This is a genomic window from Pseudomonas sp. WS 5027 (assembly GCF_012985695.1).
GTDB lineage: Bacteria > Pseudomonadota > Gammaproteobacteria > Pseudomonadales > Pseudomonadaceae > Aquipseudomonas > Aquipseudomonas hygromyciniae.
Genome location: NZ_JAAQWU010000012.1, coordinates 1 through 14,528 on the forward strand (window position 1 = coordinate 1; position 14,528 = coordinate 14,528).

7 protein-coding genes and 1 pseudogene are annotated in these 14,528 nt (G+C 61.0%); 3 read left to right on the forward strand and 5 right to left on the reverse strand.

Going from position 1 to position 14,528, the window contains the following annotated elements; genetic code table 11:
• Positions 1-151: 151 nt before the first annotated feature.
• On the reverse strand, positions 152-1,561 hold the full coding sequence (locus HBO09_RS15550; protein ID WP_169995077.1) for a PLP-dependent aminotransferase family protein: 1,410 nt from the start codon (positions 1,559-1,561) through the stop codon (positions 152-154).
• A 131-nt stretch (positions 1,562-1,692) separates the two neighbouring features.
• Between HBO09_RS15550 and HBO09_RS15555 the strand changes: the two genes are divergently transcribed.
• Together HBO09_RS15555 and HBO09_RS15560 are read left to right on the forward strand one after the other, a co-directional pair.
• Complete coding sequence (locus HBO09_RS15555) at positions 1,693-2,328, forward strand: LysE family translocator (protein WP_154906996.1); 636 nt, start codon at positions 1,693-1,695, stop codon at positions 2,326-2,328.
• A gap of 118 nt (positions 2,329-2,446) precedes the next feature.
• Positions 2,447-3,505 carry a diguanylate cyclase gene (locus HBO09_RS15560; protein WP_169995075.1) on the forward strand — a complete coding sequence of 353 codons (1,059 nt, stop codon included), beginning with the start codon at positions 2,447-2,449 and terminating at the stop codon, positions 3,503-3,505.
• 186 nt (positions 3,506-3,691) lie between these two features.
• On the opposite strand, the gene HBO09_RS15565 is transcribed toward HBO09_RS15560, so the two are convergent.
• The 4 genes and pseudogenes from HBO09_RS15565 to HBO09_RS15580 all read right to left on the reverse strand — a co-directional run bounded on the left by HBO09_RS15565 (position 3,692) and on the right by HBO09_RS15580 (position 13,374).
• Entirely contained in the window at positions 3,692-4,075 is a 384-nt protein-coding gene (locus tag HBO09_RS15565) for a hypothetical protein (protein WP_169995073.1), read from the reverse strand.
• A 3-nt stretch (positions 4,076-4,078) separates the two neighbouring features.
• Positions 4,079-8,841 (reverse strand): annotated as a pseudogene (locus HBO09_RS15570) (RHS repeat-associated core domain-containing protein).
• A gap of 343 nt (positions 8,842-9,184) precedes the next feature.
• The gene (locus HBO09_RS15575) at positions 9,185-12,259 is read right to left on the reverse strand and encodes an efflux RND transporter permease subunit (RefSeq protein WP_169995071.1); all 3,075 of its coding nucleotides are present in this window, start codon (positions 12,257-12,259) and stop codon (positions 9,185-9,187) included.
• 2 nt (positions 12,260-12,261) lie between these two features.
• Entirely contained in the window at positions 12,262-13,374 is a 1,113-nt protein-coding gene (locus HBO09_RS15580; protein ID WP_169995069.1) for an efflux RND transporter periplasmic adaptor subunit, read from the reverse strand.
• Between the two features lie 217 nt (positions 13,375-13,591).
• On the opposite strand from HBO09_RS15580, the gene HBO09_RS15585 reads away from it, so the two are divergent.
• Positions 13,592-14,467: a pirin family protein gene (locus HBO09_RS15585; RefSeq protein ID WP_169995067.1), complete on the forward strand. Its 876-nt coding sequence runs from the start codon at positions 13,592-13,594 to the stop codon at positions 14,465-14,467.
• The last annotated feature ends 61 nt before the right edge of the window (positions 14,468-14,528 follow it).

A 14,528-nucleotide genomic window follows, 5' to 3' on the forward strand; every position in this document is an offset into this window, starting at 1 on the left:
TGGGCTGCGAAGCAGCCCCAATAAGCCGAATGCGTTGTACCAGATACACCGCAGCGGCTGGTTTTGGGGCTGCTTCGCAGCCCAGCGCGGGGCAAGCCCGCTCGCCACAGGAGAGTTCGTCAGTTTCTGAAAGTTGTGTAGATACCTATGGCTATCGCGGGCAAGCCCGCTCCCACAATTGCTCGATCGCGGCCCACACCCGTGGATCATCACAATGGGCCACATTGAAGCGCATAAATTCCCCCATCCCCGGTTCGTACCCAAACAGCGCCCCCGGCGCCAATACCATGCCGCGCTTGAGCCCGGCCTCGGCCAGTTGTTCGCCGTTGACCCCAGCCGGCAGGCGCGCCCAGATAAACATCCCGGCTTCATACCCCATGGGCAGCTCACAGCCGCAGCGGCGCAGCCATTGCTCCACGCGGGCGCCGGCTTCCAGCAGGCGCTGAACCATGCGCTTGCGGTGCCGCGCATAGCTGCCTTCGCTGAGCAGGCGGTAGACCAGTTGCTCGAACAATTCCGATGTCACGCCGCCGCTCATCAGCTTCATATTGGTCAGGTTGGCCGCCAGTTGCGGTGCGGCCACCACATAGCTGACCCGGGTATTGGCGCTGAGGGTTTTCGAGAAGCCCGACAGGTAGGTCACCTGCTCCAGGCCGGCGAGTGCCGCCAGGCGGGGCGGTGGGTTGGGGTGCAGGTCGCCGTAGAGGTCGTCCTCGATGATATGGCAGTGGTATTGACGCATCAGCTGCAGCAGCCCAAAGGCCTGGGCCGCGCTGAAGGAGTGACCGGTGGGGTTGTGCAGGATGCTGGTGGTCACATACAGGCTGGGCCGCTCCTCGGCGAGCAAGCGCTCCAGGGCCGCGAAGTCGAGACCGTCCGGGCCCCGTGGCAGGGTCAGCACCCTGACCCCGTGCAACGCCAGGTTGGCGTGGAAGTTGAAATAGCACGGCGCATCCAGCAGCACCGTGTCACCGGGGCGGGCCAGCAGACGCATCAACATGTCCAGGCCTTGCAGGGTGCTGGGCGTGGTGATGATCTGTTCCACCGAGACCGCCAGGCCATCGCCCTGCAGCTTTTGTTGCAGGGCCTGGCGCAGCGGCAGGAAACCCGCCGGCGTGCCCATGCCGGCAACGCGCAGGGAGGGGGCGCGCACCACACTGCGCATGGCCTGGCGCAAGGCTTCGGAGTCCAGCCAGTCTTCGGGCAGGTGGCCGCCACCGGGGCGCAGTTCGCCCTGGCCGGTGAGCATCGGGCGGCGCAGTACACTGAGCAGATCCTGGGGCAGCAAGTCGACCCAGTTGCTCGACGACGGCTGCGTCTGGCGCTGGGCGACAAAGTGCCCACGGCCCTGACGCGAGGTCAGCAGATGTTGGCCGCGCAGGCGGTCCAGGGCTTCATTGACGGTGAATTTTCCGACACCCAGCTGCGCGCCCAACTCACGCACCGACGGCAGTTTGCTGCCTGCGGCCAATTCACCTTGTTCGATGGCGCGGGCGAAGGCCTCGACGATTTGTTGGACCTTGGGGGTGTGATCATCAAAGTGGATCTGCGGGAGGGCCATCGCGACGTCCTGAAGTTTGCCGGTCACTTTACCGGTAAAGCCTGCGTGAATAACCGCCGAGTTTACCTGCCCCACACGCAATCTGCGCCCTAGACTGCACAACATTCCTCGCCGCTGTGAAATTACCCACCATGGTCACTGCCCTTACGCTGTCGTCCTTCCTGTATTTCCTGGTGCTGTGCAGCACCCTGGCCTTCAGCCCCGGCCCCATGACCCTGCTGCTGCTGAGTCTGGGTCTCAAGGACGGCTTGCGCCACTCCTTGCCGGCACAGTTCGGCGCCAGCGTGTCGTACCTGATTTCGATCCTGATCTTTGCCGTGGGTTTTTCCGAGTTGATCAAGGGCTACCCGCTGATTACCCAAGGCATCCAACTGGTGGGCGTGGCCTATATTCTGTACCTGGCCTACAAACAGTGGACCAGCAGTGGTGTGCAGATCAACACCGCCGGGCAAGGACCGGAGACGCCCCGTGGCCTGTTCGGCAAGGGCCTGCTGACCGGCCTGTCCAATCCCAAGGCGATCATCCTGTTCAGCGCGGTGTTCCCGCAGTTTGCCGCCGTTGGGCAGGACAGCGCTGCCGGAGACATCGCCATTCTTGGCCTGACCTTCCTGGTCTTGCAGTTCGCCAGCGGCTGCCTTTATTGCTACTTCGGCCAGCGGATCAAGCATGTGCTCGAGTCGCCGCGCAAGCGCGTGCTGTTGCAGAAAGTCACGGCAGTCTTGCTGCTGGCGGTGGCGATGTTGCTGGCCCGTGGATTCTCCAGCTAGGCCCCTGGCGTCAAGTGTTTGGCAAGGTGATTGGCGTGGGGGATAACCCTCTGAGCGGTAGTGGCTATTTGCCGGTCCCCTGATAGACTTCCAGCATTCATCCAGGATCAGCCAGATCATGCCAGCCGCAGGAGGAAAAGGACTTCCGCTCGCCAAACGCCTGTACAAATCGCGGACCCTGGGGCTGACGCTCGGGTTCGTCTGTGTCTGGGCCGGTATGTACCCACTGGATCCACCTGGCTGGGTCTGGGCCTGGATGCTGATCAACGCTTTTGCCTGGCCGCACCTGGCCTACCGGCTGTCGCGCCGCACCGAAAACTCCCTGCGCGCCGAACGCCGCCACCTCTTGGTGGACTCGTTTTGTGGCGGTTTCTGGGTCGGTGCCATGCACTTCAACCCGCTGCCCAGCGTCACCACGTTGTCGATGATGACCATGAACAACGTCGCCATTGGCGGGTTCCGCTTCATGCTGATGGGCTGGGTTGCCCAGGCGCTGGGGCTTGGTGCGGCACTGCTGCTGTTCGCCCCGGCCTATATCGCCCTGACCACGCCCACCCAACTCTATGCCTGCTTGCCGATCCTGATGCTCTATCCGCTGGCGCTGGGCTGGATCTGTTATCGCCAGGCCATCACCCTGGCCCAACATAAGCGCGACCTGCTGGCTTTAAGCCGAACCGACAGCCTGTCCGGGCTGCTCAACCACGGCGCCTGGAAAGACCACCTGGAAATCGAGTTTGCCCGCTGCCAGGGCGGCCAGCAGGGCGCTGCGATTGCACTGATCGATATCGACCATTTCAAGATCATCAACGACACCTACGGCCATGTCACCGGCGACATCGTGCTGCGCCAACTGAGCAAAATCCTGCGTCAGAACCTGCGCGCCACCGACCTGGCCGGGCGCTACGGTGGCGACGAATTCTGCGTGATCCTCCCGGACATGCCCCTGGGCCACGCCACCGAAGTGATGGACGCCCTGCGCGACCGCTTCAACTCCCTGGGCTACGCCCAAGACCCGACACTGCGCGCCAGCCTGAGCATCGGCCTGGCGCCGTATCAAGCGTCCCACGGCGATGCGACCAGTTGGCTGAACGACGCCGACCAGGCGTTGTATGAGGCCAAGAGCGGCGGGCGCAATCGGGTGCGGTCGGTGCAAGGAGGGTGGGTGCGGTCGGTTTGAAAGGCCCTCACAGACGACTCGCGACCTGTAGGAGCCGGCTTGCCGGCGATGGCGATTTGATAATCACCATTGGGGTGGGATTATTGAATTTTTATAGTCCCAGGCACTTATTGAAATTAGCCGCTCCTTCAGTATCAAAGCCTGCAGGTGATGATGGTTTTTCTAGTGTCTTGTACAAGGGTTTATTTATTTTAACGATTCTCCCCAACGCACGCGAAAATTAACTTGCTCCTCGATATCGTTAGTCAGGTCATGTTCATCGTAATCGAATATGCGCACCATCTCTGGGTCAGGCTCACCTAGTTTCATTTCATAGGCCACGAGTCCACCAGACATGGAAGATGACATCGCAGATGGGAAAACATTGATTTTCGAACCTTTGCACAGGAATTTTATTTCGCTGAATTCCTTTCGTAATAAACCAAATGCGCGAAAAATATCCAGCCCGGAGTATGTTTTTTTTGTCTGGTCGGAAAAGGTTATAAAAAGCGCGCATGTGTTTCGGTCATATTCAATTTTTGCTTTTTCAATGTTGCCTTTATTGAGTATGTTTATTTCTATATTTTTCATGCTTTACTTCCTATAAGGGTTTATTAGACTGTAATTCTCGGAGGTGCCATCTTCGTTTATTGGGGTTGCACCTAATATGTCTTTTCGATGAATGCGGCCGGGTATGGCTATTTCTTTTTCTCTTTTGTATTCGGATAGTATTCCTAGTTCTTTGTTTACGTCTCGACCGGGTATATTTTTCAAGGTGTACAAAAAACCATCTTCTAATCCGTAGCTTGTGGCAAATTCTATACCTACTTCCCTTGATGTCGAGGTGGGTACAAAGTTGCTTGGTGGATTCGTATTGTCTAGCGAGTGTAGGAGCAGGTCAGTGCTTTTTCCTCTGCTCTTAAATCCATGTTTGAAAATTTCAAGTGGGTGCCTGGAGTCTCCCCGGTAAAGATATTGCTTTTTCGTTGCGGGGGCTGGAAGGGAGGGAGCGTGCTCGTCGGCCTTTGTATTGGCGGACGGGTTTTGGCCTTCAGATCCTGGCTTACATTTGTCTTCGCCCGGACACGCATTCAACCCCAACGGATCCACCCACCCCGTAGGGTTAGGCACATACAAATATCCGTTCACCCCACCCGCCAACTTCACCGGGTCTGGGGTCAGGTAGCGTCCGTTATCCGGATTGTAGTAGCGATGCCGGTTGTAATGTAGCCAGCTTTCCCGGTCGTAATACTGCCCCTGAAAGCGCAGTGGGTTGTCGACCTCACTTACGTCCAGCCGGGTGATTTTCCCGTAGGCCTGGTAATGGGCAGACCAGACGATGTTGCCGTCCGCGCTGGTCAGCTCCTGCGGCGTGCCCAGGTGGTCAAGTTGGTAGTGGAAGACCTGTGTATTGGCCGGCCCGAAACCTTCGAGCAAGGCCAGCGGCCTGAAGCTGTCCGGTTCGTAGAGGTAACTGCGGTGCTGGCCCGCCGTGTGCTCGGCGATAACCTTGTCGCCTTGCCAGAAAAACTCTGTCGTCTTGCCCGCCACGGTTTTGCTGATGCGCCGGCCAAATGGGTCATAGCGATAGCTGGCCTGGCTGCCGTCCGGTTGCGTCACGCCGATCAGTCGGTGCTGGCAGTCGTAGCGGTATTCCGTGACCAGTTGCTGTGCGCGGCCACGGCGTTCGCGTATGAGGTTTCCGAAGGCGTCGTAGTCGTAATGCCGGTCGCCTTGTAGTAACAGGCGGTTGCCGACGACGATGCCGGGGCCTGGGCGGTCTTGCATCAGCAGGTTGCCCGCCGGGTCGTGGGCGAAGCGTTCGGTGGGGGCCTGGGAGTGGTCGGCGCGGGTCAGGCGGTCGAGGGGGTCGTAGTGGTAGTCGTGCTGGCCCTTGCGGGTGTCGAGCAGGCGGGTGAGGTTGCCGCTTTTGTCGTAGGTGTAGTGGCGGTGTTGGTGTTGGGTCAGGCGGCCCTGGTCGTCGTAGTGGTAGTGGCTGAGCAGTTGGCCCTGCTGGCGCTGCTGTTCGCGGCCGGCCTTGAACAGGTGCGAGGTGAGTGTCCGGCCATTGAGGTCAACCGTGGCGAGGTGGCCGCCCTTGTCGTGGTTGAAGGTCAGGTGGTTGTTGTCGGGCAGGCGCAGGTGGTCGAGTTGGCCGCAGCTGTCGTAGCCGTAACGCAAGGTGCCCCAGCCCTGGTGTTCGGCGGTCAGGCGGTTTTGGCTGTCGTATTCGTAGTGCAGCGGCCAGTGGCCGTCGTCGACGCTTAGGAGATTGCCGAGGCGGTCGTAGGTGTAATCCACCGTGCTGCCATCGGGCAGGTTTTTTCGGATGAGGCGGCCGGCGTTATCGCGCTGGTAGGCGGTAATCAACTGACGGTCATCGTCGCCGAACTCGGTTTTTTCCTGCAGGTGGCCGTTGAGGTCGTAGACGTAGGCGGTGCGTTTGCCGTCGAAACCGGTTTCCTGCTGGATCAGGCCGTTGGCGTAGTACTTCAGTTGGTACAGCTCACCGGCTTCGTTTTCGATTTCGCTCAGCAGCAGGCGGGTGTTGTCGTAGCGGTATTTGAGTTGAGAACCATCGGGATTGATGCGACGACTGATCAGGTGCAAGCCATCGGCATATTCATACCGGGTCACACGCCCCAGTTCATCGCGCTCGGCGATGATTTTTCCGTATGGGTTGTAGCTCAATTCGCGGGTGGCGCCGCCCGGCAATACCACTTTGATCAGGCGGCCTACAGCGTCCCACTGATACTGGGTCAGGGCGCCATGTTCATCTTCACGGGCAATCTGCCGGCCCAGGTCGTCATAGCGATAACGGCGCACGCCGCCGTTGGGCAGTTGCTCCCCAACCAACTGCCCAAGGTCATTCCAGGTCAGGCGCTGACAGCTATGGTCCGGATACCAAACCGCTAAAAGCTGCCCGCGCTTGTCATAGCTGTACTCGGTGACATTGCCGTCCGGATCAGTCTGGCGGGTGATATCGCCCTGATCATTACGCTGGTACTTCCAGACCGCCGCACCCCGGCGCATGACCCGTACGAAACCATGCTCATGCTCGTAGGCGGTAGGCTCGTCATCCCCCGGAAACAGCGCCACCAATCGCCCGGCCTCGTCGTACTGATAGGCCGTAATCGCCCCGAGTGGATCCTGCTCAACCGTCAGCCGACCCTGGGCGTCGTAGGACTTGAAGTGCTCGCCACCATCCGGATCGACCCGCTGCACCAGCCGTGCGCGCAGGTCATGCACGTAGACTTCCTGGCTGCCATCAGCGTTAAGCAGGGTGACGCGGCCGTCGTCATCCCAGACATAGCGCGTATCCATCTGCGCAAAACTGGCCCAATGCCGCACACAGCGCGCCGCCTTGCCAGACCGTTCCCACGCCCAGAAGAAACTCGCCCCACCGGCCAACTGCCGCTCAGTGATTACCGCAAGGCTGTCGTACTGATAGTGCTCGCTTTCGCCTACAGCATTGATCGCCTCAACCAGTCGCCACTGTTCGTCATAGCGGTAGGAAACGACGTTCTGCTCAGTCACCCAGGCGTCATCCGCTTCGCTCTCAACACGAAACACCTGGTAGTCCACCGCCACGATATGCCCGCGGTCGTAACGCAGCAGCAACGCCCGCCCGGCATCGTTATCCAGGCGCAGAATCCGCCCCGATACATCGCGGGAAATACGCAGGCGGTTGTCATACCCATCGCTGATCGCCGTCAGCACACCGTCTTGAAAGTGGTAGAACCGTGCCCCTTGAGCCAGCACCAGTTCATCCGACGCCGCCCCGAGATAGATCGCTGCCTCGGCCAGGCTATTGCTGATGGCCGGGCGGGCAATGGACGGTAGGGGAAAGGTGGTGCTGCGGTTCTCGTGATCGGTCCACACCACTGACTCGCCGGCCACCTCCAGCCGCTGGGCCAGGGAATGGCTCCAGCCAAACCCCAGCCCGCAATCCACCTCCACGGCACTGGTGCGATACAGCCGCGTCCAGGCAAACGGCAGTACGCCATCCAGTTCGCCATCGGTCAGGGTCAGCAGTTCTTCGCCGGCAGTACGCCATCCAGTTCGCCATCGGTCAGGGTCAGCAGTTCTTCGCCAGTGACCATGGACACCGGGCAGCCATGGGTCGCAGTTTTATCGGCGCTGGCGCTGGCCGCGCCGTTGGGGTTTTTCGCGGAGGAGGGCGCGTCGTCCACCGCCTCATGTTTGATCAAGGCCGTCTTGGGCGCGGATTTTGCCCGCACCAGTGGCACCGGATTGGCGACTTCAATCGCGCCGGCCTTGAGTGGCACGCTGGGCACCGTTTTGATCTGTGTTGCGCGGCTGCCCAGTAATAACGGCTTGAGCGCCTCGGCATGGGGCCCCAACCCGGTTTGTGCAAACGGTCGGGCCATCTGCTCCAGCCACTGGCGGACTCGCCCCGACTTGACCTTGCCCAGCACTTGCGCGCCCAGGCGCACCGTCACGCCCATGCCGGCAGTGACCCACACCAGCAACAGGTTGATCAGCACTTGGGCGGTGATTTGCCCCAGCAGTTCGTTCAAGTACGGCGGCGGCAGCATGCGCATCCAACTGACCAGCGCCGACAGATAGATAAACAGCAGCGGCTCGTCGCTGAGCACCAGCAGGCCATTGGCGATGGCGTCCTGGCTCAGTTGCAGCAGGGCATCCAGTTCGGTCTGGGAGAGGTATTGCAGGAGTTTCTCGCTGTTGGGCCCAAGGTCCGCCAGCCATTCATACAATTGCTCGATGTTGTCCCACAGTTCATGCAGTGCGTCGCCAAATCCACGGGCATAGGCTTGGTCCAGCAGGCGATAGCGCTGCACAAAATTGGCTTCGGAGTAGTCCTGCCACAGCGGTGCAAATGTGCTGGTCCAGTCCTTGCGCAAGCGGCTTTCCAGCGGCGCAATGATCGACTGATAAGACGCATACAACGCCTTGACGTGGTCTTTGGAAACGTTGGGGTAGAAGGTGATCCGATACGACTGGTCGCGGGTACAGTCGGTGACTTCGAGAATGCCGCTGGGGCCGATGGTTTTGTAAATGGGCTCGCCTAGCGGGCCACCGTCCTGGGGGATGGCTTGCAGCATCACCGGGGTGTTGCCGATGGGCACAAAGCGTGTGCTTTGGAACAGGTGCACCAGAGTCAACGAGCCACTGGCCTTGCACATCGCGACCGTGCTGCTGGGGGCTTTGGACGCAATGGGCGCCACCAGCGCCACCTCATCGCCCACCTTGAAGACCTGTTCCAGCTCCAGCGCCGAGAAGCTCCAGAAGCTCTCGGCCCAGGCGTCATAGGTGTTCAGGCATTGCCGGAAGTCGCTGAGAACCGCTTCGACGTCCCGTGTCTTGAAGTCCATGGCCGCCAGGACCATAAAACCCATGGCGGTATTCAAGAGGTTGCACCCTGGATCAGGGCATCAGTGGATATGTGCATCGGCGGTCCCTCGCGCTGTGTGGTCAGGCGAGGGACTTTGCAGAGGTTTTCAGCGGGTATAAGTAGAGTTTATCTGGCTGCAGGGTGGGATATTTCGGTGGATGGCGTTGGCCAAGCGTTGACCTAGTTGTAGGAGTGGGCTTGTGTGGGAGCGGGCTTGCTCGCGAAAGCGTAGTGTCAGTCGCCGAATTTATTGACTGATCCACCGCTTTCGCGAGCAAGCCCGCTCCCACACAAGCCCACACAAACACACACACACATTGGATTTATGGGGTTTGGGGGATTGCTGCCCGCTTCTTGTCCCGGCCCAACACCAAGCTGCACAACGCCGGCAAGAACAGCAGCGTCAACACCGTCCCCACTAGCACCCCACCAATCAGCACATAAGCCAGCGACGACCAGAACACCGATAACGTCAGCGGAATAAACGCCAAGGCCGCCGCCAGTGCGGTCAATATCACCGGCCGTGCGCGGCGTACGGTGGCTTCTATAATCGCTTCGCTGGTTGCCATGCCCTGTTCCTGATTCTGGCGGATCTGATCGGTGAAGATCAGCGTGTTGCGCATCAGGATTCCGCCAATTCCGATCAGCCCCAGGATCGCATTGAAGCCGAACGGCTGGTTGAACAGCAGCAGGGTCGGCACCGCGCCGATCAAGCCCAGTGGCGCGGTGGCGAAGACCATGAACATCACGCCGAACGAGCGCACCTGGAACATGATCACTGTCAGGGTCAGCAGGATCATGATTGGGAACAGCGCCGCGAGGGCCACGTTGGCCTTGGCGCTTTCTTCCACCGGGCCGCCAATGTCCAGGCGATAGCCGGTCGGCAATCGTGCGATCAGCGGTTGCAGGTCTTTGTAGACCGCCATTTCTACATCGGGCGGTTGCACGCCGTCGACGATGTCGGCGCGTACTTCGACGGTGCTCGCGCGGTTGCGGCGCTTGAGGATCGGTTCTTCCATCACTGCCTGCAAATGCCCCACCTGAGCCAGGGGTACCGACACCCCGGCGCTGTTGGTCAGGGTCATATTGTCGAGGTTGCCGAGGTCTTCACGTTGGCTGCCCTGGGCACGGGCTACCACCGACACCGTACGGTTGCCTTCGCGCACTTCAGTGATGGGGTTGCCGCTGAGCAGGGCATTGAGTTGGGATTTCACCTCGTCGGGGGTAAAGCCCAACAGTCGCAGGCGATCCTGGTCCAGCACCAGGCGATAACCGCTGCTGCGCTCGCCCCAATCGAGGAACGCATCCTTGGTCAGGTGGTGGGCGGCGACCACCTGGCGCACTTCTTCAGACAGGCTGCGCAACACATTCACGTCCGGACCCGACACGCGAAACACCACCGGGAAGGGCACCGGCGGGCCGAACAGCAATTGCGTGACGCGTACCCGCGCGGCGGGGAATTCGCCGGCGGCGATACGTTCGCGCATGCGCAGTTTCAAGGCGTCCCGGGCCTGGGCATCAGGGGTTTGCACGATCAGTTTGGCGAACGCCGGGTCGGGCAACTCAGGGTTGAGCGACAGAAAAAAGCGGGGCGCACCGCCGCCCACATAGGTGTCGACCATCCGGGTCTGCGGTTCCTGCAGCAGCGCCTTTTCCAGTTGCGCCGCTACCGCCTCGGTACTTTTGAAGGCACTGCCCGGTGGCATATACACCTCCAGGATCAGTTCGGAGCGGTCGGAGTTAGGGAAGAACTGCTTCTTCACCACGGCCATGCCCAAGCCGCACAGCACAAACGCCGACACTACCAGGCCGGTCACCAGCCAGCGGCGGCGTACGCAGGTTTGCACCAGGCGGCGCAGTTTCTGGTACCAGGGGCCGGCATAGATTGCGTCGTGGCCGCCGGGCACCGGCTGGATGTTCGGCAGCAGTTTGACCCCCAGGTACGGGGTAAATACCACCGCCACCAACCAGGAGGCGATCAGGGCAAAGCCTACGATCCAGAAGATATTGCCGGCATACTCGCCCGCAGCAGAACGGGCAAAGCCCACTGGCAGAAAGCCGATGATCGTCACCAGGGTGCCGGTCAGCATGGGGGCGGCGGTGGAACTCCAGGCGAAGGTGGCGGCGTGGATGCGGTCGAAACCTTCTTCGAGTTTCACCACCATCATTTCAATGGCGATGATCGCGTCGTCCACCAAAAGCCCCAGGGAAATAATCAGCGCGCCGAGGGTGATGCGGTCAAATTCACGGCCGGTCAGCAGCATGATCACAAACACGATGGACAGGGTCAGCGGCACCGCTGCCGCCACCACCAAACCGACGCGAAAGCCCAGGGCCAACAGACTGATGAGCATCACCACGGCCAGGGCGACGAAGAATTTGAGCATGAATTCATCGACCGCCAGGCGGATGTTTTTCGCCTGGTCGGAGACTTTCGCGAAGTTGACGCCCAGGGGCAGGTCCGCCTGGATCCTCGCTTCCTGGGCCTTGAGGCTCTTGTCCAGGTCCAGGCCGTTCCAGTGTTTTTCCATGATGATGCCGAGCATCAACGCTGGGTCGCCCTGGTGGCGAATGCGGTAGCTGGGCGGGTCTTCATAGCCACGGCTGACGGTGGCGACGTCAGCGATGCGCAGCACTTTGCCGTCCACCGGCAGCGGCACGTTTTCGATCAGCGCCAGGCTGTCGAAGGCGCCGTCGATACGGATATAGGCGCGGGCACCGGCGGTTTCGACAAACCCCGACGGGGCCACGGCGTTTTGCGCGGCGAGGGCGGCGAAGATCTGCTCGGGCTTGATCCCCAGGGTGGCCAGGCGCTCGTAGGAGAACTCGACAAACACCCGCTGCGCCTGCTCGCCGAGGATATTGACCTTCTTCACCCCCGGTAGCCTGAGGAAGTCCTGGCGCATGGCTTCGGCCATCTGTACCTGTTGGCGATGGGGCAGGTGTTCGGCTTCCAGGGCGTACAGGGCGAAGTACACATCGGAATATTCATCGTTGAAGAAGGGTCCGATCACACCCTTGGGCAGCCTGGCGGCTTCGTCGCTGAGTTTTTTGCGGGTCTGGTAGAACAGGTCCTGGATTTCATTGGGGCGCGTGGACTCGAGGAAGGTCATGCGCATCGACACAAACCCCGGTTGGGCGATGGTTTCCACCCGATCGTAGTAGTCCAGTTCCTGCAGGCGCTTTTCCAGGCGGTCGGCCACTTGCTCCTGCATCTCCTGGGCCGTGGCGTCGGGCCAGGCGGCGCTGATGGTCATGACCTTGACCGTGAACAACGGGTCTTCGGCACGTCCCAGTTTGCCAAAGGAAAAAATCCCGGCGGCGAGTATCGCGAGAATCAGGAACAGCGTGACGGCGCGGTGTTTGACCGCCAGTGCGGAGAGGTTCAGGCCATGCATGCTCAAGGTTCCTGCCGGCGATTGAGGGTCAGTGCCTGGGCGGGCAACAGGCGCACGCTGTCACCCTGGTGCAGCAGATGCGCGCCGAGGGCGACGATCAGTTGCCCGGGGCTGACGCCGCCGGAAAGCAAGGCTTCTTCCTGGCCCAGGCTGGCCACCGTGACCGGGGCGAAGCTGACCTTGTCATCGGCACCAATCAGCCAGACTCCGGTGCCGTTGCCGGCATCCTGCAGGGCGCCAATCGGCACGCGGGTCTGTGGCGGTTGGCCGTTGCCTTGCAGGCGCAAGGTGATGGTGGAACCGAGGGCGAAACGCTCAACCGTGCCGTGCAATACATAGCGCGCTCGGTAGGTGCGGGTGACGGGATCGGCGCTGGCGGACAGTTCGCGCAAGGTGGCGTTGACGGCGTGGTCCGGCGCGCCGAACGGCAAGGCCAAGGCTTTTTGCGAGGCGCGGTCGCGCTGGTTTTCCGGCAGGTTGATGATTGCTTCCCGTGCTCCGTCGTGGGCCAGGCGTGCGACGATCTGCCCTTCGGCCACCACCTGGCCGCGCTCCACCCGCACATCGGTGATCACCCCGTCGCCATCGGCTCGCAGCACCGAGTAGGTGCGACGGTTTTCGATCTGGCTGGCATCCGACCGGGCGGCGGCAAGCTCCGCTTCGGCGACCCGCAGGTTAGTCGCGGACTGGTCGAAAATCTGCCGTGACACAGCGCCAGTGCTGGCCAGGCGCTGGTAGCGGTTTGCGTCATCGCGGCGCTGGCGTAACTGGGCCTGGGCGGCGTTGACGCGGTTGTTCGCCGAACGCAGCGCCAGTTCGAAGTCGCCGATGTCCAGCACCAGCAAGGTGTCGCCACGGGAAACGTGTTGGCCGGGATCGACCTTGCGTTCGATCACCTTGCCGCTGACTCGAAACCCCAGATCACTTTCGGTCCGGGCCGCCACCACGCCGGTATAGGCGTTCTGCTGGCTGGCGGCGGCTTCGGCCTTGGCCGCCAGCACCGGACGTGGTGGCGCAGCATTGGCGCTGGGGTCGGCCTGGCTGTTGCAGCCGCTGAGCAGCAGCAACAGCGCCAAGGGCGGGAAAAGGCTTTGAAGGAGAAGGCGTGTGCTCATTTCAGGCTCCTGGTGCTGCTGGGTCAGTAAAAATTACAGCTGTAATATTTTGTCGAATATTACGACCGAAATATAATTTAATCCAGCCCCTAAAAGTGAGTTGAGCGGGAGAGTGGCGACATCAAGTCGTCCCATGTATGGAACGATGCGAGCCAAATCCGCCGCCTACCGCCTTATTGGTATTGGATTTAAGGTGTATGCACATTGGAGGACCATCATGAAAAACATCATCGGTATCTACACCAGCCCACGTGGCCATTGGGTTGGCGACGGTTTCCCGGTTCGCACGCTGTTTTCCTACGACACCATGGGCAAGCACATCAGTCCGTTCCTGCTGCTGGACCACGCCGGCCCGGAAAATTTCACCCCCACCACCCAGCGACGTGGCGTGGGCCAGCATCCCCATCGCGGCTTTGAAACCGTGACGATCGTCTACGAAGGTGAAGTCGAGCACCGCGATTCAACCGGTGCCGGCGGCACCATCGGCCCGGGTGACGTGCAATGGATGACGGCAGCCAAAGGGATCCTGCATGAGGAGTTCCATTCCCAAGCCTTCGCCAAACGAGGTGGAGCCCTGGAAATGGTGCAACTGTGGGTCAATCTGCCGGCCAAGGACAAAATGAGCGACGCCGGCTACCAGACCATCCTCGACGGCGATATTCCCTCGTTGCCCCTGGCCAACGGTGCTGGCAGCCTGCGCCTGATCGCCGGTCAGTTCGCCGGCCATACAGGCCCGGCGCGCACCTTCACGCCGATTGACGTGTGGGACCTGCGCCTCAACGGTGGCAAGGCCGTGACCCTGGACCTGCACGCCGGGCGCAATAGCGCGCTGGTGGTGCTCAAAGGCACCGTGCAAGTCAACGGCGGTGAACTGGCCCGGGAAGGGCAACTGGTGCTGTTCGAGCGTGATGGCGAGCAGATCAGCCTGGAGTCCAACGCCGACGCCATGGTGCTGTTGCTCAGTGGTGAACCCATCGACGAGCCCATCGTCGGTCACGGCCCGTTCGTGATGAACACCGAGCAAGAGATCCACCAGGCCTTTGCCGACTTCCAGTCCGGCCAATTCGGCCAACTGCACGGCGCCGCCGATTGATTGGTGGCGCCCTATACCCGCCAACTGCATTTCATGCGATCTTCAGGGCATTCGCCCTGGA

What these genes read in the sequence shown, in the direction of transcription:
- HBO09_RS15585 (WP_169995067.1), top strand. Translation starts at nt 13,592, where the DNA reads ATGAAAAACATCATCGGTATCTACACCAGCCCACGTGGCCATTGGGTT.
- HBO09_RS15560 (WP_169995075.1), top strand. Translation starts at nt 2,447, where the DNA reads ATGCCAGCCGCAGGAGGAAAAGGACTTCCGCTCGCCAAACGCCTGTAC.
- HBO09_RS15580 (WP_169995069.1), bottom strand. Translation starts at nt 13,374, where the DNA reads ATGAGCACACGCCTTCTCCTTCAAAGCCTTTTCCCGCCCTTGGCGCTG.
- HBO09_RS15565 (WP_169995073.1), bottom strand. Translation starts at nt 4,075, where the DNA reads ATGAAAAATATAGAAATAAACATACTCAATAAAGGCAACATTGAAAAA.
- HBO09_RS15550 (WP_169995077.1), bottom strand. Translation starts at nt 1,561, where the DNA reads ATGGCCCTCCCGCAGATCCACTTTGATGATCACACCCCCAAGGTCCAA.
- HBO09_RS15555 (WP_154906996.1), top strand. Translation starts at nt 1,693, where the DNA reads ATGGTCACTGCCCTTACGCTGTCGTCCTTCCTGTATTTCCTGGTGCTG.
- HBO09_RS15575 (WP_169995071.1), bottom strand. Translation starts at nt 12,259, where the DNA reads ATGCATGGCCTGAACCTCTCCGCACTGGCGGTCAAACACCGCGCCGTC.